This window comes from Pseudomonas sp. GL-RE-26, from assembly GCF_019956275.1.
Taxonomy (GTDB): domain Bacteria; phylum Pseudomonadota; class Gammaproteobacteria; order Pseudomonadales; family Pseudomonadaceae; genus Aquipseudomonas; species Aquipseudomonas grandcourensis.
In genome coordinates this window covers 149,784-168,827 of sequence record NZ_JAHBDI010000044.1, presented here as the reverse complement: position 1 = coordinate 168,827, position 19,044 = coordinate 149,784, and the positions used below count along the sequence as shown (strand labels likewise).

12 protein-coding genes are annotated in these 19,044 nt (G+C 57.0%); 8 read left to right on the top strand and 4 right to left on the bottom strand.

Features of this window, described 5'->3' with window-relative positions:
- Positions 1-71: 71 nt before the first annotated feature.
- The 4 genes from KGB07_RS22870 (at position 72) to KGB07_RS22855 (ending at position 3,983) form a co-directional block, all read left to right on the top strand.
- The gene (locus tag KGB07_RS22870) at positions 72-1,310 is read left to right on the top strand and encodes a hypothetical protein (RefSeq protein ID WP_411741541.1); all 1,239 of its coding nucleotides are present in this window, start codon (positions 72-74) and stop codon (positions 1,308-1,310) included.
- Between the two features lie 52 nt (positions 1,311-1,362).
- Entirely contained in the window at positions 1,363-2,103 is a 741-nt protein-coding gene (locus KGB07_RS22865; RefSeq protein WP_223466600.1) for a molecular chaperone, read from the top strand.
- A gap of 76 nt (positions 2,104-2,179) precedes the next feature.
- Positions 2,180-2,668, top strand: a complete 489-nt coding sequence (locus KGB07_RS22860) for a CS1 type fimbrial major subunit (protein ID WP_223466598.1) — start codon at positions 2,180-2,182, stop codon at positions 2,666-2,668.
- 61 nt (positions 2,669-2,729) lie between these two features.
- The gene (locus KGB07_RS22855) at positions 2,730-3,983 is read left to right on the top strand and encodes a hypothetical protein (RefSeq protein WP_223466597.1); all 1,254 of its coding nucleotides are present in this window, start codon (positions 2,730-2,732) and stop codon (positions 3,981-3,983) included.
- Between the two features lie 61 nt (positions 3,984-4,044).
- Here KGB07_RS22855 and KGB07_RS22850 read toward each other — a convergent pair whose 3' ends face one another.
- The 3 genes from KGB07_RS22850 to KGB07_RS22840 form a co-directional block, all read right to left on the bottom strand.
- Positions 4,045-8,700: a dermonecrotic toxin domain-containing protein gene (locus KGB07_RS22850; protein ID WP_223466595.1), complete on the bottom strand. Its 4,656-nt coding sequence runs from the start codon at positions 8,698-8,700 to the stop codon at positions 4,045-4,047.
- Between the two features lie 170 nt (positions 8,701-8,870).
- Positions 8,871-11,984 (bottom strand): transglycosylase domain-containing protein, encoded by a 3,114-nt coding sequence (locus KGB07_RS22845; protein WP_046041015.1) that lies wholly within the window; start codon positions 11,982-11,984, stop codon positions 8,871-8,873.
- A gap of 267 nt (positions 11,985-12,251) precedes the next feature.
- The gene (locus KGB07_RS22840) at positions 12,252-12,710 is read right to left on the bottom strand and encodes an REP-associated tyrosine transposase (protein ID WP_046041016.1); all 459 of its coding nucleotides are present in this window, start codon (positions 12,708-12,710) and stop codon (positions 12,252-12,254) included.
- 479 nt (positions 12,711-13,189) lie between these two features.
- On the opposite strand from KGB07_RS22840, the gene KGB07_RS22835 reads away from it, so the two are divergent.
- Positions 13,190-14,611: an amino acid permease gene (locus KGB07_RS22835; protein ID WP_223466594.1), complete on the top strand. Its 1,422-nt coding sequence runs from the start codon at positions 13,190-13,192 to the stop codon at positions 14,609-14,611.
- Positions 14,612-14,834: 223 nt separating this feature from the next.
- Here KGB07_RS22835 and KGB07_RS22830 read toward each other — a convergent pair whose 3' ends face one another.
- On the bottom strand, positions 14,835-15,962 hold the full coding sequence (locus KGB07_RS22830) for an OpgC family protein (RefSeq protein WP_046041019.1): 1,128 nt from the start codon (positions 15,960-15,962) through the stop codon (positions 14,835-14,837).
- A 245-nt stretch (positions 15,963-16,207) separates the two neighbouring features.
- Here KGB07_RS22830 and KGB07_RS22825 point away from each other — a divergent pair, with 245 nt between their 5' ends.
- The 3 genes from KGB07_RS22825 to KGB07_RS22815 are packed head-to-tail and all read left to right on the top strand — an operon-like array spanning position 16,208 to position 19,030.
- Positions 16,208-16,582, top strand: coding sequence for a GtrA family protein (locus tag KGB07_RS22825; RefSeq protein ID WP_046041020.1), 375 nt, complete (start codon positions 16,208-16,210; stop codon positions 16,580-16,582).
- A complete protein-coding gene (locus tag KGB07_RS22820; RefSeq protein ID WP_223466593.1) occupies positions 16,579-17,520 on the top strand; it encodes a glycosyltransferase family 2 protein in 942 nt (313 codons plus the stop codon). The genes KGB07_RS22825 and KGB07_RS22820 overlap by 4 nt, the downstream gene beginning before the upstream one ends.
- 1 nt (position 17,521) lies before the next feature.
- The gene (locus tag KGB07_RS22815) at positions 17,522-19,030 is read left to right on the top strand and encodes a glucosyltransferase domain-containing protein (RefSeq protein WP_223466592.1); all 1,509 of its coding nucleotides are present in this window, start codon (positions 17,522-17,524) and stop codon (positions 19,028-19,030) included.
- Positions 19,031-19,044: the final 14 nt, after the last annotated feature.

The following is a 19,044-nucleotide window of genomic DNA, read 5'->3' as shown; positions in this document are numbered from 1 at the left end:
GTAGCCGTCGAGGCTCTGGAGGAAGTTTTGTGTCTATCAATATGAATGCGGTGTGTGCCATAAAAAAAGCGATGAGTTATTGTTTTTTGTACTTGAGTCTCAGTACGGCTCCTTTGTTCGCTGGTGCGGCGTCGATGGATATTCAGGCGAAATTCAGTCCTGATCCGACTAATCCGTTGGTTAATAAATTTATCAATACAACGCCGCCTTCAGGGTATTGCGCTGACTTTTATACTACCTGTGACTTCCACAATATCTTCAGTTTAAGAACACCACTTGAGTTTAGTTCAAGTTATGCCATCCCGGGGCGACATAGCGATCCACGGCAGGGCGCGATGTTCAAGGTGCCCGCTGACTGGAAAACATTCGCTGTCACGAAAGTTTCGGGTGAAGGCTCGACCGCCAGCGAAACTGTAGAAATGAAAGTGCGTATTGCCGGTTTAGGGGCTCGATACAGGCTCAGCGATACGTCCAGCAATTTAGTTGGGCGCCCAGACTCTGATCACAGAATTTTGTGGACGGGGCAGTCTTGGATTACTGCTCCATCGCCGTGTAGAAACAGTAATACAACTTCGCACAATGAACGGGAGTACAATTTTTTTTGGCTCACGCCCGTTGCGGGTACATGTGCAAAAACGGCGGCGTATACCATTCCTGGTTTTGAATATTTGTTCTTTGACATTGGTTATGCCCTTGAAACACCCGAGCCTCTAAAAATGAGTCAGGGGATCTACACCGGCAGTGTCACTTATCAGGTAGGGCCTCATGGTGACTTTGATATGGGCGACAACATGTTACCCAGTGAAAACAGCCTGACGCTGAACTTCACCCTGGAAGTTCAGCACACTCTAAAAATTGAAATTCCACCCGGTGGTAATCGAATCGAACTGGAGCCTCAAGGCGGTTGGCAAGCCTGGCTCAATCAAGGGCGCAAACCGGTTCGGTTGTTCCGGGACCAGACCTTTAATATTTCGGCGTCATCACGATTCAAGATGCAGCTCGAATGCCAATACCTGGCGGGGAATGCCTGCGGGTTACGCGACACTGAATCCGCGCATCTGGTGCCGCTCAACACCAGTGTGAGCCTGCCGTATGGCCTGACCGATGCAGCGGGGCAAGCAGTCAATCGTCGCCCATTGCGTCTGGATGGCAGTGGCACGGAGCTTTTTCAACCCGGCTTTTATCTCGATCGCAAGCCGGCAACCCTGCACTTTGAAATTGCCCGTGAACACGTCGAGTCGATGCTGAGTGAGGGCGTTAGAAAAACATACTCGGGTGATGTCACGGTGATCTGGGATTCGGAAGTTTAAACCCATGTCGGTGGATCCGATTCGGGGGGTTAATTTATTGAGGTGGTATGTCATGAAACGTCTGTTGGTACTCTTTGGTTTTTCTGTGTTTTCCCATGCTGCTCTGGCCGGGCCGCAAATCAATGTCGGAGTTGTTTACGACTATCTGGATGGCGATAAAAGTACTTATTTGAAACGTGTATTCAACGGTGGTGACAGCACCGCTTTCGTCAAGATCAACATCCTCGAAATTATCTATGACATCGATGGCAAGGCCCGGGAAATTCCACTGGAGAACCAGGCAGATGGCACTTCCCGCAATGGCTTGATGGCCAGCCCCGCGCGCTTGATCGTGCCGGCCAACGGCATGCAGGGTTCGCGGTTGTTGTACATGGGGGAGCGTGAAAAAGAACGTTACTTCCGTGTGCGCTACGTGCCTGTGGTGCCGGAGAAGGAAGATGAGTTTGCTGTGTCCGTCGAAGAGCGTGAAGACTACAAAAAGAGCCTGTCGGCAGGGGTCAACGTACTGGCCGGGTATGGCACTGTATTTTTCGTACGCCCCAAAGATACTCGTTACGACAGTGTGATCGAGAACGACGTCAGCCAGTACCGAATCCGTAATAACGGCAACACCGTGGTGGTGATCGATGAGTTCAAGGACTGTTCAGTCAAGAATGAACAGGAATGTCAGCCCGTTACCAAGCACCACATTCTGGCCGGTCGAACGTTCAGGTTCGATAAGCAGGCAGGCCGTGAATACCGTTTCACCATGGTTGAAGGGTCAAAAGCCACAAAACTGGACGTAAAGGGATAACACTGAGCATTGGGCGGAAGTTGCGTTACGGCTTTCAGCCTTTTTAATTGCGTGCAGTGCAAACAGGTGATGACGCATGTTTAAGAAATTAATGACCCTCATTTCGATGGTGGCGCTGACGTTGGGCAGCGTTTGTGCGTATGCCCTCGTCGAGCGAGAAACCTTTGAAGTCTCAGTCACCATCCCGACTGCGGAATTCTATGTGTTGCCGGTTGATCCGGACTGGATTGGACGAGAACAGAAACTGACCTGGGATTTGACTGCGCAGGCACTAAGCCCGCTGCGTAAACAATTCGATGTCAAAAACAGCAATGGCGAAATCACTGCACGATTAAGTGAAGAACCTTATTTGAGCAATGGCAGAGACGTAGACAACATTGTATTGGATGTTCAGTTCAACCGGGTAAAGCTCACGGTGCATGATGCGCCCGTCATTTCGGAAATTGACGGAAAAACCGGTAAACGCGTGGAGCTGGTGATTGCGGCAGTCAAACCGGATGACGGTTACAAGCCCGGTGAGTACTACGGCAGCGTGCACATGATCTTTGAGGCGAGTGCTCCTTGATCCTGTTTTAGAAACAAATGACGAGCGTTTTCGTCACGTTTAAATTTCAGGCTGGTTAACAATGAAACTCTCTTTTTCGCTAAAAGTGATGACTGTGCTTTCCTTGGCGGGAGGTTTATTAACAGGGTTGTATGCTCCGTCCGCCAATGCGGTAGTTCAGGAGATTCGGGCGGAGTTCGTACCTGATCCGACAAATCCGATGCTCAACAAATTCAAGAACACAACACCGGAAACCGGGGTTTGCCCCCAATGGATTGCCGCTGTATGCAAGAGGATGGGAATCTTCAGCCTTCAGGTACCCGGTCTACGATTCAATTCCTCAAAACCTATTCTTGCCAATCATGCCGATCCCAGACAGGGTGCGATCTTCAGTGTGCCGTCCAGTTGGCGGAGTCTGGAGGTCGTCCACTCCCGTACAGGCGAGCGGGAGACGGTTCAGATGAGAGTCGCGGGAATTGGCGGCACCTGGAATATGGCCAGACCCCCAGGGGTCAGTGCCTGGTCGCATGGGGGGTACTGGTTTTATCAATGGCGCAATGCGCCGGCTCCCTGTACCGGTGCTGCCGTGGGGGCTGCCGGTACAGCTTTCTCGCCCTTTTTCTGGCTGGTTCCCGAGGGTGCGGGCGCTTGTGGCAGGGTACCCTCTGTCGATATTCCCTGGTTCAACTTCTATTCGGTTTCGTACGTCTATGAACTCCGGACTCCAAACCCCTTGGGAATGTCTTCAGGTGAATACAAAGGTTCACTGACCTACACCACAGGTCCGGGAATGGATTTCGACATGGGGGATGTGCTGATTCCCAACGACGACGCCATTACCCTCAATTTCACCCTGGATGTCATGCATGCGCTAAAAGTCGACGTCCCGCCGGGAGGTAACCGCATTGAACTGGTGCCTCAGGGCGGTTGGCAAGCCTGGTTGAATCAGGGACGCAAGCCGGTGCGGCTGTTCCGGGACCAGACATTCAATATCTCCGCTTCATCGCGGTTCAAGATGCAGCTCGAGTGCCAGTTCATCGCCGGAAACACCTGCGCTTTGCGCGACACGGGCTCTGCCGATCTTGTGCCCTTGAATACCAGCGTGACACTGCCATACGGCTTGACCGATGGAACGGGACAACCCGTTGATCGTCGTCCCCTTCGACTTGATGGCAGTGGCACTGAGTTGTTTCAACCTGGTTTATACGTCGATCGAAAGCCGGGAGCCCTGCACTTTGAGGTGGCTAAGGAGCACGTCGAACAGATGTTGCGCGAAGGGGTTGCCAAAACCTATACGGGAAATGTCACAGTGATCTGGGACTCGGAAGTGATCTAATAGCACGCCCCTGAAGGCTCATTTTACGAGTTCTTCAGGGGCGGTATCAGTTATTGATAGTTTAAATATTGGCTCTTGTCATGGCCTCTCGAGTCAAGCGTCTTGATAGTTCTTTTTCCTCGTCTCCCAAGTCGACGAGCAGCCGATTGTAAATGTCCTCACTTATTGGCGTGCCGGAAAATACGGTGTCTTCCTGAATCGAAAAGCCGTTCATGAGTCCAATAAGTCTGTTTCGTAATTCCATGCGTTGGATTTTCGTCAGTTGTGTCGAATTGCCCCATTCGAGCTGGGTGCTGCGTAAAGTATCGAGCTGTTCTGATTTACTCAGGTAGACCTGTTTGTTTTCTTCGAACTGCGAAGGGTATGTTTCACGAAGAAAGCGCTCCCAAAAATCGAGTTCAAGCATTTTGTTGACCAGCCCATCACCTTGCTCTAAGGACAGAATTGTGTCGTAGGCACCGTCAATCATGGCATCGGTTACACCAGACACCGACCGGTAAAGCATGGATTCGGATTGCCAAGGCAGGCCCAAACGTCCAGCCAAGCCCGTCTGATATGCCAGGTAGACTTCTACTTCGTCAGGATTACCCTCACGGCTGCTCATATCGGCCCGGGCGATATCGTTGACCAACTCAAGGCGTGCCGAACCTTTGGCTAAGGTCACTAATTTATCTTCAAGTTGCGCCGGATTGGAGGAATAGGAGTATGCCTCTGAGGACAGTACTTCGATGCCCATGTTGTTGAATAGTTGCGCACCGGCATCGGCACATCTCACTGGGTCCATCGCCATAGCAAACAGCTTTTCCCTAAGTTTAGTATCCGCATGGATTGCATCGAGCATGCGTGAGAGTCGCTGTATGAGTTGGGCCCGAACTTCGCCACCAGCCCGATAATCGGCAGATCTCCGTGCATTAGAAATGAAATACATAAAAGGCCTAGCGTTGGGTTCGTGAATTAGCTCTTCCCATCGTTTAGCCTGTTCAGCGCTTATACCAGGTACGTTGGTCAATAGTTGTCCGAGCGGCGGATTCCTCTGATCAGGAAGTGGCGCGTCGGGCTCGTTGGGAAGGTCGAAATGTCGACGCAGCTGTTGATAGGCCTGCCGGTTGGAGTCCGAAAGCCTTCTTACATCCAAGCGAGTACGAGCCACAACCCAAGCACTTGGCGAGCTCGGAACCACTTCAGGGATCACGGTTATCGGATTTTCCCGCATATCGAGAAAAAAACCGCGAGGTCTGGTTTTGGCGAAAGTGCCTTCGGGCCAAGTGTTGATCGAAGAGTTTCTCAACCCTAAAATCATCAACCTGGGCATGCGCCCAATATCTGGCAACAGAGTCAATGGATTGTCTTCGAGCTCAAGTATTTCCAGATAGGTCAAGTTCCTCAGTTTTTCGACTGAGCGAGAGTCCAGTGTAATTGAGTTGTGACACAGCCTCAGACGTTCCAAGCGATGCATGGCACCGATGCTGTCTGGCAGGCGCGTCAGTTCGCAGTGGTTGGCATTGAGTTCCCGAAGATTTGGAAAGTCCTTTAACACTCCGTAAAGCTCGCTTGAAAATCTTGTATTGTCGAGTTTAAGCACGGTGACTTTGTCGAGGAATTTTTTGAGTTTTGGGCGCTTCGACCACCAGGTTTCCAAATCTAAGACCAACATCTCCCTCGAGAGGTTAAGAGAAAAAGTGGACGGTTCCGTTCGGCTGCCTAGGTCTGTATTTTTTCGCTCGAAACAGTTAGTAAGCCGTTCGACAATGTGGCTTCCACCGCCGCTTAAGAATCCATCGCTGTCCCAAACCTCGCTAAGAGGGTACTGGCGCTCCCATTGATCAAGTATTCCCCGTAACTCAGCGAGATCGTTTTCCTGTTCGTCCATGGCCTTGAGTGGTTCACCTCGGGAGATCAAGGCATTAGCAAATACTTCAACCTCGGCCTCGCTGAAGTGTGGATGAAGATCCTGAATGCGTTCGTGCAGTGTTTTTCCTTCCTTGCTGATGCCTCCTGCACGTACCAACAGCACGGTCTCGTGCTCGACCACCATACGAATCGGTGGTGTGGCCAGAACCGCGCGGCGCTCGCTCGGTGTCTCGGTCTTGGCGATGATCCAGTGCCTGAAGAACCCGACATCCCCCGCTCGATATCCCACCGCTCTGCGCCCATCCCTGCCCATGGCCTGGAGCAGGGCAGGAAGAAAATCATCGGCTGCGTGGATCTGCTGATCCTCGGCGTCACGCACTTCGTATTTTCCGGACTCGTTGCGGATCATGACCCTTACTTGTGCTGCATCTTCCGGCCCGGCGCTGCAACGCAGTTCGCCGTCGAGCGCGCCCTGGCGGATTTCGATGCGCAGGTTGCCGAAGGTATCGGTTTGCGTGCGCAAGGTGCCCAGCACCAGGCGTTCGGTATCGCCACTGACCAGCGCGTTGTCGTACAGGCCGTGGGCAGCGCGCACCGCCTGGGTCTCGAACTGAAGTTCCCGGGCCTGGCTTTTCAGGCGCAAGGGCAGGCGCTTGTGTCGGGTAGTCTGCTGGCGTTCCGAATGGGTGGCGCTGGCGAAGATTTTTTCTGCGACGGGGCCGGGCAGTTCGGGAAAGTCGCTGAACAGTGCAGCCATTTCGGGGGGCAGCGCAGGAAACGGATTCACCGGTGCCCCCAGGCGTTGCAGGGTGTCTGTCAGCAAAGGCGGCGGCGGGGCGTGCTCGATGTGCATCCTGCGCAGTTCGGCCTCTTCAGTACCGCTGATCTGACGGATCCGCTCCAGTTGCGTGTCGCTGAAGGCATCGGTCGTATGGCCCAGGCGACGCATCAGGGTCGTGCCTTCCCACTCGCGCGGGTTCTCCGTTTCACTGACCCAGGCACCATGACTGTTGTGCCGCAGGTTCGGGGTATACGCGTCGGGGCGTTGTGGATGTTGAATGCGGTGTTGTCCGGTTACCGGGTCTGTTTGCACGGCGAACAATTGATCGTCCAGTCGCAGAATCTGTTGCCCTTGATGCTGGTAAATCCCCTGTGCATCGGGCCTGGCGTCTGTGGGCAAGGCCAGGTCAGATTGTTGATAGGGGGCGAGGTCCGGGTTCCACAACCGCGTCCGCCCATCGGCCGTTTGCACCGGCTTGAGTCCTTCGAAGAACGGCGAGAGTTTCGCCCGCGCGACATTGCCGATTGCGCCGCCCGCCGCAAATGCGCCCAACTGGACGACACTTTCCAGCACGCTGATGGTTTGTTCTGCTGCTTCGGCAAAATGACCTTCGGCCAGATCGACGATACCCTCGACCACTTCATCGGTCAGTTGATAGGCGGTGTACGCCAGCATCAGCTCGCCAAGGCCAGGGACAAGTGGCGTCGCCACCAGCAGCGCGACGTTGAAAATGTCCGACAGCATTTTTTCCAGGTTATCCCACCAGGCCCAGCGGGCCATGCGATCGGCGTACTCGGTGGAAATCGCGATTTCCCGCCCATCGTTGAGAATCTTGTTGAGCTTCTGGCGGTAGTAGTAGCCCCAAAGATCATTCTTGAACACCGTCTCTCGGTCGGTCTTGACGCTCGACAGGCTGAACTTCAAGTCAGGGTTGGCCACGGGTGTTTCACGCCAACTGGGCAAGTTGGAGCCAGGTGGGACCGGCTGCCATTCGATTGTGCTCAGGCGGTCATTGAGGCCGGCAAAGAAATGCCCGCGTTGCTGATGGGGCACGAACTGGCTGAAGTACTGTTGATAACGTTTGCTGGAGGTGCCATCGCGCAGCTGGCGTGTCAGTTCTGTCATGAAATCGAGCGTCGACGGGTACAGCTTGAGCGGATGCTCCGGGTCATGGGGAACATACGCCATGACCGGGACGGTGCCTGTGGCGGTGGATACATCAGGGGCGATCAGCACAATGCCAACCAGGCGCGTGTCCATCATCGACAGGTTGTAATAACCGACGGGCTGCCCGCGCCATTGCATTTTTGAGCGATCGTCGAGCATACCTTGCACGACGTCATAGGCCTCCTGGTCGATGTCCTTTTTCATCAGGGCCATTTGCGCCGCAACGTTCAACGCACTTTTCTGACTGCGGATAACGATGTAGCGCAGGTAATTGCTCGCCACTCTGTTGGTCGACAGCAAAAAATCGTTCAGATGCTGTTGGTATCTGGCACCGATGTTCAGTTCGCGGCACAGTGATTTGAACTGATCGATGCTCAGTTTGTGCTTGAGGTGTTTGACCCCGAAATGCCCACGAGCGTCGGGGCGGGTGATGAACTCGGAGTCTTGGTGAAACGACTCGTCGAGCGAAAAATTATGCAGGGCGGCGTCCAGCAGCGAAACAGTTCGGCTGGTGGTACCGTCTGAAAAGTCATGCACCCACCAGGATGTTTTCACCGGTGCATACAAATGTAGCCAGGTCTGCTCGACATCGTCATCGACGCCGAAGCGGTCCTTCAGCGCCTGTTGCAGGATGGGCCGGGCAAATGCGTAGACATCCTGCAGTTCGCTCAGTGCGCGATCTACCTCGTTTTGCGCCGTCCAGCTGAGCTTGATGCCGTGCTTCAGTCGTTGCTGCAGCACCTGGGTGGCTTTCCGCAACGGGTCTGGAAGGATCACTCTGTCGGCTTTCAGTTCGTTGACACGAGCGATGGAGGTGTCTTTCAGCCAGTAAGGGATAGCCTGTTTGACCCGTTCAAAATGGATACTTTTATCGGCCAGATCATTGGCGAGCGAGTCTGGAATATACGGATTGGGCATTGTCTGATCGTCCGTTGATCAATAATGGAACGGACAGACTAGGTACGCGTGGCCCCCGAAAAAAGCTCAAAAACTGGTTTGAAAGGATGCCTGTTTTGCCCCGATCTTCCCAAAATCAAAGAGTGAAAAATACATAGTTACCGCCACCCCGGCCCCGGTTTTGGTACTGGTTAGCGCACAGCCGTTGCCTGGGTTGGCTGGCACATCGTGTGGGTGCCCGGTTGCAGGTACGGCGTCAGAATCGGTGCCATGCCCTTGAGCACCTGCACCGGCAACGCTGAAGTGAAGGTGAAGTTTTCCGCCGAGCGGCCCGGCACGAACGCCGTCAGGGTGCCGAAGTGGGAATCGCCAATGTAGAACACGAACGTGGCCGTGCGGTTGAGCGATTTCGAACTCAGGATCCGTCCGCCGGAACCAATGGCTTCGATACGGTTGTCGCCAGTACCGGTCTTGCCGCCCATGGCCAGTGGGCTGCCATCCGGCAGTTTGAAACTGCCGGCCACGCGCTTGGCCGTACCGGCATCCACCACCTGTGAAAGGGCTTCGCGCATGGCGGTCGCCACCTCGGATGGCATCACCCGTTTGCCGACGTCCGGGTCATTGATCAGTTGGGTTTCATAGGGTGTGTTCGCAGCGAAATGCAGGCTGTCGATACGCAGGGTCGGCATGCGTACGCCATCGTTGAGGATGGTACCGATCAATTCGGCCAGGGCGGCGGGGCGGTCGCCGGAGCTGCCGATGGCGGTGGCCAGCGACGGCACCAGGTGGTCGAACGGATAGCCGACTTTCTGCCAGCGCTGGTGAATATCGAGGAACGCTTCGATCTCCAGCATGGTGCGGATGCGACTGTCGCGGGCACCCTTGTGCCGGCTTTTGAACAGCCAGCTGTAGACCTCCTGGCGCTCGAACTGGCTGGCTTTGACGATCTCGCTCCACTTGGCGTCGGGGTGATTGAGCAGGTAGCCCATCAGCCACAGGTCCAGCGGGTGGACCTTGGCGATGAAGCCTTGATCCGGCAAGTCGTAGGAGCCGGGAGCGTAGGCCTCGTAGAGCCGCACAAGACGTTCGTCAGTGAGTTTTTCCGTGAGCGTGGCGCCCTTGAGGTGTGAGCGCACGAAGGCGTTGAAGCTTTCCTGGCTGGCCTGCGGCAGCAGGTAGCGGTGCACGGCGGCCATGCGGATCGGGGTGGGGCGCATGCTGTCGAGGAAGGTATCGAGGCGGTCCTGGGTGTCCTTGTTCTTGTACCTCTTCCAGAACTTGAGCAGGAACGAAGTGCCCTCGCGGTCGGCGAAATCGGCCAGGTACTCCTGACGCCGTGGGTCTCGGTCGTCCTTGAGCAGTTCGGCACTGCTGTTCGGGCCGGAGTAGATGGTGTAGCGCACCAGGTCTCGCATCAGGCGAATGAACGGCAGGTTGATCGATTCGCGCAGGGCGTCGCGTATGGGCGGTATCCGGCCGTTGTCTTCCTTGCGGAAGTTGTGGAACACGTGCAGGCCGCCCCCGGTGAAGAATGCCTCGCCAGGGCTGGCGGAGTATTTACGGTCCAGAGCGGCACCGAGCATTTTTTGCAGGTCGCGGTCCTTGTTCTCGATCAGGTAATCGACCGCCCAGCGGCTCAGGCGGTCCTGGTCCGGCACGTCGACTTTCTTCAGTTCCGGAACGGTCATGCCGGCGTATTTGTCGTGCAGCTCGGCGATGATTTGCAGGTAGGTGGTCAGCACGCGCATTTTCGCGGTGGAGCCCAGTTCCAGTTTGCTGCCTTCGTTGATGTCGAATGGCTGGTCGGTGCTGTCGGTCTGTACCCGAACCCGCGAACCGTCCGGGGTCAGTTCGAACAAGGTGAAGCTGTAGCGCACCTGGGTGGTGCTGGTGGTGGTCAGGAGGCGTTCGCCGATCAGGCCGATTTGCGTGGCAAACTCCGGGTCGGCGAGTTTTTTCAGGTACGCGGTGGCTTGGGTTTGCAACTCGCCTTGCAGGGTGCTGGTGGCGGAGAGGTCAAGGCGGTCGAGGTCATACAGCGGGCGATTGAGCATGCCGGCCAGACGGCTGCGCGCAACACTGATGCCCTTGTTGGTTTCAATCGGTTGAATGGTCGGCTGGGTGGCCCAGTCGCGGTAGGTCACTTTGCTGGCCAGGGCGGCGGCGGCGAACTCGGCGTCGATCACATTGTTTTGCGCCAGCAGGCGAATATGGCTGTCGGTGAGGTCGGCCAGTTCATCGTGACCCTTGGTCAGGTAATGCGACGGGCGGCGCTGGGCAATCATCAACGACAGCATTTCGCGCAGGGCCAGGCCTTTTTCCGCCATGGTTTTTGGATCCGTCGCGGTGCTGGACAGCGCTTCGTTGGCCTGATTGAAGTCGGAGCCGTACCACACTCGCAACCCTTCAGCCATGCCGTGCACTTCACCGTGGCCCGGTACGGCTGACAGCGGCACGCTGTTGAGGTAGTCGCGAACCACGTTCTGCCGGGCTTCGAGGGTTTGTGGCCCGGCCTGGTAGGCGCGTACGGTGGCGGAAATCATCTGGCGAATCTTTTCCGCGCCATTGACCGTCAAGCCATCGGGGGAATGCCGGTACTTCTCCAACTGCGTGGCCAGGGTACTGCCACCGGCGGATTGGCCGGGAACGTGCAACAGCTTGGCCACCTGGGACCATGCCGCCATGCCGAACCGCGGCCAGTCCACCGCCGGGTTGGCCAGCGGTTCTTTTGGATCCAGCAGGAAGCGGTTTTCGATGAACAGAAGGCTGTTGACCACCACCGGCGGGATCGAGGCAAAGGTCGAGTAAAGCTGCTGTGGATAGTTGTACTGGTACAGCGGCGCTGCACGGCAATCGGTGATCGACAGCCCGGCCTGGATTTTCTCGGCATAAGGCACGAACAGGCCCTTGTCGCTGTACTTCAACAGCGCCGGGGAAAAGCGGGTTTGTGCTTCGACGACGAAATCGCGCTTGATCAGGCGCGGCAGGAACTCATCCAGCGAGCTGTAGCCCAGGCGCCGATCGAACGGGCCGTCCCCCGGATAGCGAATAGCATCGCTGGGGCCGGGCTTGAGTTCATAGTTCAGGGACGCGGCGTATTTGCTGACTTCCCGAGCCTGGAACTTCGAGGTACGCATTTCCCTCGCAGCCGCCAGCCCCACAACAATCGCGATTATCAACAGCAATAGCCAGAACGCTCCCCATCCGTGCCTGGAGCGACGGGGTTTTTCAGGAATAGGCGCTTCATCCTCACGTTCATTCGGAACCACGGTTTTACTCGAATCGGTTTGCCACAAAGCGCCCATAGTCGACTGATCCATTCACGCAGATTGATCGGACTTCACTGAAGCTTAGACGGTGGTTGGCGAAGGTGAAAAAAATGTGAAGGGCAAAATGTCGGGTAATGGCCTCTTTTTGTGGCGAGGGAGCTTGCTCCCGCTGGGCTGCGCAGCGGCCCCCAGGCAGGCAAATGCGATTTGTCTGGATGATATGTTTCACCGGCTTTACGACTGCTGCGCAGTCTAGCGGGAGCAAGCTCCCTCGCCACAAGAGGATCAGCCAGCCATTTGTACTCAGGGCCAGCACGCATCCCAGAGCGGGTAGTCGCCAATTTTATCCACAAGCCCCGCCCTGAGTGGATTGGCAACGATGTAGCGAGCGAACGGTAGAAGATCTTCTCCGTCGCGGATGGCCCGGTCGTGGTAGCCGGTTTGCCAGAAGGCTCCTCTTTCGTTCAATTCCCGGTTGATCGTGAGAGTGCTGCGAGATTTTATGGCCTGCATGAGTTGCGGCAGCGTGTGCCGCTCAAGCTGTATTAACCAGTGGAAGTGGTCCGGCATGATGACCCAGGCCATTGAGTTGACCCATTTTTGATCATGGGCTCGCCTGAGCTCCTCAACCAACAGGCGTCCAAGCCGCCAATCCGCGAATAATCGGCGGCGCTGATGTACGACTGCGGTTATTAAATATCCCCGTCCTGATTCTGAGTAACGTCCGCGGCGCAATAGTTGCGAATTTGGATGTGGAGGCATTCCGTTGCTCCCTTTAGCGTTTGGTTAAACGCTAGCGCCTTGTTTTCCTACTCGTGGCTGCGATTGCTGAATGAAACTTCCCTGCGAATTGAAAGATTCGGATCCACGCAGCGCCTTTGTGGCGAGGGAGCTTGCTCCCGCTGGACTGCGAAGCGGTCCCCTTATCAGCAACTCTGCTCTGTCTGGAATATCTGGTTTTTTGGTTTTGCGACTGCTGCGCAGTCGAGCGGGAGCAAGCTCCCTCGCCACAGTAGGACGGTGGGCTGAAACACTTGAGCTAGAGCTTTATAGGCTTTTGTCTGGGCATGACGATGCACCATTGTTGTGCAATACTCGGCGCCGTTTTCCCACTGATCTTGCGGGTATTTCCTACAAGACGACTCTGCCCACGAAGCAGAACCGGTTCGGGAGGCGATGGCTTATCGGTCAGCGCTTCGCCACTCGGTGGTCATATCCAATAACAAGACGAGGATGTCCCCATGCCCGTAGGCAATCACCTGCCCCAAGGCGAGACCGCTCAGGGCGGTCCGCTTAAACGTGAACTCGGCGAGCGGCATATTCGCCTGATGGCACTCGGTGCCTGTATCGGTGTCGGCCTGTTCCTGGGCTCGGCCAAGGCCATCGAAATGGCCGGCCCGGCCATCATGCTGTCTTACATCATCGGCGGTCTGGCGATCCTGGTGATCATGCGCGCCCTCGGCGAGATGGCCGTGCACAATCCGGTCGCTGGCTCGTTCAGCCGTTACGCCCAAGACTACCTCGGCCCGCTGGCGGGCTTCCTGACCGGCTGGAACTACTGGTTCCTGTGGCTGGTGACCTGCGTCGCGGAAATCACGGCCGTGGCGGTGTACATGGGGATCTGGTTCCCCGATGTGCCGCGCTGGATCTGGGCGCTCGCCGCGTTGATCAGCATGGGCTCGATCAACCTGATCGCGGTCAAGGCATTCGGTGAGTTCGAGTTCTGGTTTGCCCTGATCAAGATCGTCACCATCATTGCAATGGTGTTCGGCGGCATCGGCATCATCGCCTTCGGTTTCGGCAACGACGGCGTGGCCCTGGGGATTTCCAACCTGTGGACCCACGGCGGCTTCATGCCCAACGGCGTGCAAGGCGTGTTGATGTCCCTGCAAATGGTGATGTTCGCCTACCTGGGCGTGGAGATGATCGGCCTGACCGCCGGTGAAGCGAAGAACCCACAAAAGACCATCCCCAACGCCATCGGCTCGGTGTTCTGGCGGATTCTGCTGTTCTACGTCGGCGCGTTGTTCGTGATCCTGTCGATCTACCCGTGGAACGAAATCGGTACTCAGGGCAGTCCGTTCGTGATGACTTTCGAGCGGCTGGGCATCAAGACAGCGGCGGGCATCATCAACTTCGTGGTGATTACCGCTGCGCTGTCGTCCTGCAACGGCGGCATCTTCAGTACCGGGCGCATGCTCTACAGCCTGGCGCAGAACGGCCAGGCCCCGGCCGGCTTTGCCAAGACCTCGACCAACGGCGTGCCGCGGCGTGCATTGCTGCTGTCGATTGGTGCGTTGCTGCTGGGCGTACTGCTCAACTATCTGGTACCGGAAAAGGTGTTTGTCTGGGTGACGGCGATTGCCACCTTCGGCGCGATCTGGACCTGGGCGATGATCCTGCTGGCCCAACTGAAATTCCGCAAGGGCCTGAGCGCCAGCGAAGCGGCCGGCCTGAAATACCGCATGTGGCTGTACCCGATCAGCTCTTATCTGGCGCTGGCGTTCCTGGTGCTGGTGGTCGGCCTGATGGCGTACTTCCCGGACACCCGCGTGGCGCTGTATGTGGGCCCTGCGTTCCTGGTGCTGCTGACGGTGTTGTTCTACGTGTTCAAGTTGCAACCGACCAATGTTTCGCAAGGTGCGGCGCGTTCGGCTTCGTAAGTCGTAATGCCTGAAAGACAAAAGCCCCGGTCGAAATGATCGGGGCTTTTTGTTGAAGGACATTTATCTGTGAGCAGGGGCTTTTGTGGCGAGCGAGCTTGCTCGCGCTGGGGCGCGTAGCGGCCCTGAACGCTGCAATCGTGATCCTTCAGGTGCACCACGCTATCCGGTTTACGTCTGCTTCGCAGCCGAGCGGGAGCAAGCTCCCTCGCCACAGAAGCAGTCAACGGACGGCGACGGTTTGCGGTGACCGGGTCAACCACTTGTTGAACTCCAGCCACGCCGCCAGCAACGCCATCAACCCGGCACCCACCAGCGCCGTGAAGATCTGCATGGCAAAAGCATCGTTGGTCAACGCATTGACCATGTCCGCCAATGGCGCCAGCAGCACGCCCAGACAGAAAATCTCCAGCGAGAAACGGCCCATGCGGCAACTTTGCTGCGCGAGCCAGTTTTGCGTCCATCCACTGTCGGGAATCAGTTTCGCCGTGACATAGGCCAGTGCCAGGAAGTGCAGCAGGCGCACGGGGGACAGATCGGTCTTGCTGATGGGGTACAGGAAGTTTCGCAGGCTCGCCGGCACCACGGCATCGTGAATGTCCGGCCAACGCCACAGAACGGTCAACACACCGGCGGCTACTACATACAGCGCCGCACTGACAAACAGCGGCTGGCGTAGCAATGGGCGGGACTCGGGCAAGCGCGGGCGCTGGCTGTGAATCGCAGCGGCACCGCCGAGTACGAACAGCAACTGCCAGGCGACCGGGTTGAAATACCACACGCCGTCCTTGATGGCCGTCAGGTTCCAGCCAGCCAGCGGCACCATCAGGTACAGCGCCAAGGACATCGCGACCACCACCCAGGCCTTGCGCACCAGCAGCGGCAGCACCAGGGGCAAGCCCGCCAACAGCACGATGTACAGCGGCAACGGGTCCATCAGGTTCGGCTTGAAGCGCAACAGCAGTTCATCGATCAGGGCCTGCTGCGGGTTGCTGATGAAGTGATGCATGCCCATTTCCTCCACCAGGTCCCGTGTTTCCACGTGGCTGTTGGCGAAAAACACAATGCCCATCAGCATCGCCAGCAGGAAGATATGCACCACGTAGAGCACCCAGGCCCGGCGCAGGATTTTCACGCAGGCGATCAGAAAGCCTTCGCGCGCCAGGACTTTGCCGTACGCCAGTACGGCCGCGTAACCTGCCAGAAACACGAAAACCTCGGCCGCATCGCTGAAACCGAAGTTACGCAGGGTGATTTGCCCCAAGGGGTTGTGGGGCACGTGATCCCAAAAGATGAAGATCAGTGCCAGACCACGAAAAAAGTCGATCCGGTGATCGCGTGCTAACGTCATGACAGCAGGCTCGTAACAGCGGGTAAAAATGGGATTGGCCGCGGGCGCAAAGGCCACGCGCCCGATCGGCGGCGCGCAGGGTGGACTGATTCGCGGGCAATTGCAAAGTCGGGATATTGCCGGATGTCTCGGGGGTTGCCCCAAGGCTCAACCGCTGGTCTGAAAGGTCCGTCAACCTGCGATTTCTGACAGCAGACAGTCATCAAATACTAATGAGTGCAACGTTCTTGAAACGGAAGCGTCCCATGAGACTGTTGTGGAAAGGGCTGTCCAGTTACACGGTGATCGGGGTCGCCAACACCCTGATCCACTGGCAGATCTTTTTCCTGCTGAGCGTGGCGGCCGGCCTCAGCCAGGCAATCAGCAACCTGGCGGCCTTCTGCGTGGCTGCGTCGTTTTCTTTCTACATGAACGCGCAATTTACCTTTGCCGCCAATGCGACGGTCGCAGGTTACCTGCTGTTTCTTTTGGGCATGGGGGCATTGAGCCTGGGGGTCGGTCATCTCGGCGATGTCTGGCGATTGCATGGTTTGCTCACCGTGGCCTTGTTCTCGGCGTTGAGCCTGGTATTCGGCTTCCTGTATTCCAAATACGTGGTGTTTCGCGAGCGTGATCAATGAAAGTGTCGCTCATTGTCCCTGTGTTCAACGAAGAACAGGCGATCGACCTGTTTTATCAGGCGGTACGACGGGAATTGAAGCTCAGCGGCACCGACGTCGAGATCGTCTTCATCAACGACGGCAGCTCCGACCGCACGGCCGAACAGGCTACGGCACTGGCCCAGGCGGATGATCAGGTCATGCTGATCAATTTTTCGCGAAACTTCGGCAAGGAGCCGGCATTGTTTGCCGGCCTGGAACACGCCAGCGGCGATGCCGTGATCCCGATGGATGTCGACCTGCAGGACCCGATCAACGTCATTCCGTTATTGGTCGAGCAATGGCAAAAGGGTGCCGACGTGGTGCTCGCCAAGCGCCGCAGCCGGGCCGCCGACGGCTACCTCAGGCGCCACAGCGCGTCGATTTTCTACCATGTGCTCAATCGCATCGCCTACACCCGCATCGAGGAAAACGTCGGGGACTTCCGGCTGATGGATCGCAAGGTGGTCGATGTGATCCGTTCCCTGCCCGAGCACCAGTTGTTCATGAAAGGCGTGTTGTCGTGGGCCGGGTTCAATACCGTGGTGGTGGAGTTCGAGCGGGCGGGGCGAGTGGCGGGGAGCAGCAAGTTCAACGGCTGGAAGCTGTGGAACCTGGCACTGGAAGGCGTGACCTCGTTCAGCACCGTGCCGCTGCGCTTGTGGACTTACGTCGGTGGCGGCATATCGATTTTCGCGGTGCTCTATGCGGTGTACATGGTGCTGGACAAGATTTTCTTCGGCAACAGCGTCCCCGGTTATCCGTCGCTGATGACCGCGATCCTGTTTCTCGGCGGCGTGCAACTGATCGGCATCGGCATCCTCGGCGAGTACATCGGGCGCATCTACATCGAGGCCAAGCACCGGCCGCGCTATGTGATCAAGGACATCGTCGGCGGTAAAAACCGGGGCGGGCGCTAGCATGGGCCGGTTCAGCGACTTCTTCGTTCGCGAGCTCAGCCGGCATCAGGTCTGGAAGTTTTTTCTGTTCGCCACCTTGGTGTATGTCCTGCCGTTGATCCTCGCGGATTTTCCCTACATCGATGACAACTGGCGCTCGCTGTCGGCGGGTATGGCCTGGGCCGAACAGGGCCGACTCTTCGCCCAGCTGTTCTACAACGCGCTGTCCTTCAGCCATGCCGCGCCGAACATCTTTCCCTTGCCCTTGTTGATCGCCACGCTGGCCATGGCGTCGGCGCTGACCAGCCTGACGTTCCATTACTTCCGCCAGCCCACCGTCGCTTGTTGCCTGGTGCTGTTGCCGCTCTGGTACAACCCGTTCTTCCTGCAAAACCTGTCCTATCAATACGACGGTCCCGCCACGGCCCTGAGCCTGGTGACGGTGATCTACGCCATAACCTTTCGTCACCCGTGGCGCGGCGTGCAATGGCTGGTGCCGGCGTTCCTGATAGCACTGGCGCTGGGGTTGTATCAGATCAGCCTGAATGTGTTCCTGGGCCTGTGTTGCCTGGAGTTGCTCAGGGCCGCCAACGATAAAACGGCCCCGGTGCCATGGCGCGACCTGCTGGGCTGGAAAGCCGCCCAGGTCATCCTCGGCGGGTTGATCTACAGCGTCAGTGCGGGTCCGTTCATGGACTCCAATCGCACATCGATGCTCGATTGGACGGCGCATGCTTCATTGCAGATCCAGATCAACATTGGCCGGGTCCTGGAAAAGGTCGTGCTGCTGTTCCATGGCGGATGGCTCTGGGTGTTCGGCGGGTTGCTGTTGCTCGCGATAGCCGGGGCGGTGCGGTTGGGATTGAACGTAGCGGCGCGCCAGGACAGCGGGCCGAAGAAGCTGTTGATCGGCCTGATGTGTTTGCTGACTTTTCCGGTGGTGACGCTGCTGGTGTCCGGTGTGGCTCTGTTTTTCCGCGACTTCAACGAAGGCGCTCGCACCTTGATGGGCTTCGCCGTGCTGCTGGTATTGCTGTTCTACCTGGGTCATCTGGCGCTGGCGTCGATCCATGAGCGCCTGCCACTGTTGTTGATGATTCCCCTGCTGGCCATGTTGTCGCTGTCGTTCGCCTACGGCCGGGTGCTGACGGTGCAGAAAACCTTTGCGTCCACGGCGCTGGCCGGTCTTGCGTACGACATCGCCAGCCACCAGTCGCTGCGCGAGGCCAGGCGGATCTACATCTCGGTGAGTTATTCCGACTATTGGTTAGTGGCGGCGTCAGGCTCATTCAAGCAGCTGCCGGTGCTGCACTACCTGCTCAATACCGACTTTTACATGCTGGCCGAGAATCTGCCGAAAGCGGGGATCACCAACGTGGTGGCGGAGCGGGAGCGGCGCAACGCGACACGGGTGGGTTATCAGGGTTATCCGGCACTGGTGGACAGCCAGTACTACCGGATTTACCTGATCGGTGATTACGGTTTCATCGTGATGAAGGAACCGACCCCGAGCAAAACACTGCGTTGGTGAGGCGCGATTTTGAT

Coding starts and splice junctions, on each gene's coding strand:
- KGB07_RS22870 (WP_411741541.1), top strand. CDS start 72: ATGAGTTATTGTTTTTTGTACTTGAGTCTCAGTACGGCTCCTTTGTTC.
- KGB07_RS22865 (WP_223466600.1), top strand. CDS start 1,363: ATGAAACGTCTGTTGGTACTCTTTGGTTTTTCTGTGTTTTCCCATGCT.
- KGB07_RS22860 (WP_223466598.1), top strand. CDS start 2,180: ATGTTTAAGAAATTAATGACCCTCATTTCGATGGTGGCGCTGACGTTG.
- KGB07_RS22855 (WP_223466597.1), top strand. CDS start 2,730: ATGAAACTCTCTTTTTCGCTAAAAGTGATGACTGTGCTTTCCTTGGCG.
- KGB07_RS22850 (WP_223466595.1), bottom strand. CDS start 8,700: ATGCCCAATCCGTATATTCCAGACTCGCTCGCCAATGATCTGGCCGAT.
- KGB07_RS22845 (WP_046041015.1), bottom strand. CDS start 11,984: ATGGGCGCTTTGTGGCAAACCGATTCGAGTAAAACCGTGGTTCCGAAT.
- KGB07_RS22840 (WP_046041016.1), bottom strand. CDS start 12,710: ATGCCTCCACATCCAAATTCGCAACTATTGCGCCGCGGACGTTACTCA.
- KGB07_RS22835 (WP_223466594.1), top strand. CDS start 13,190: ATGCCCGTAGGCAATCACCTGCCCCAAGGCGAGACCGCTCAGGGCGGT.
- KGB07_RS22830 (WP_046041019.1), bottom strand. CDS start 15,962: ATGACGTTAGCACGCGATCACCGGATCGACTTTTTTCGTGGTCTGGCA.
- KGB07_RS22825 (WP_046041020.1), top strand. CDS start 16,208: ATGAGACTGTTGTGGAAAGGGCTGTCCAGTTACACGGTGATCGGGGTC.
- KGB07_RS22820 (WP_223466593.1), top strand. CDS start 16,579: ATGAAAGTGTCGCTCATTGTCCCTGTGTTCAACGAAGAACAGGCGATC.
- KGB07_RS22815 (WP_223466592.1), top strand. CDS start 17,522: ATGGGCCGGTTCAGCGACTTCTTCGTTCGCGAGCTCAGCCGGCATCAG.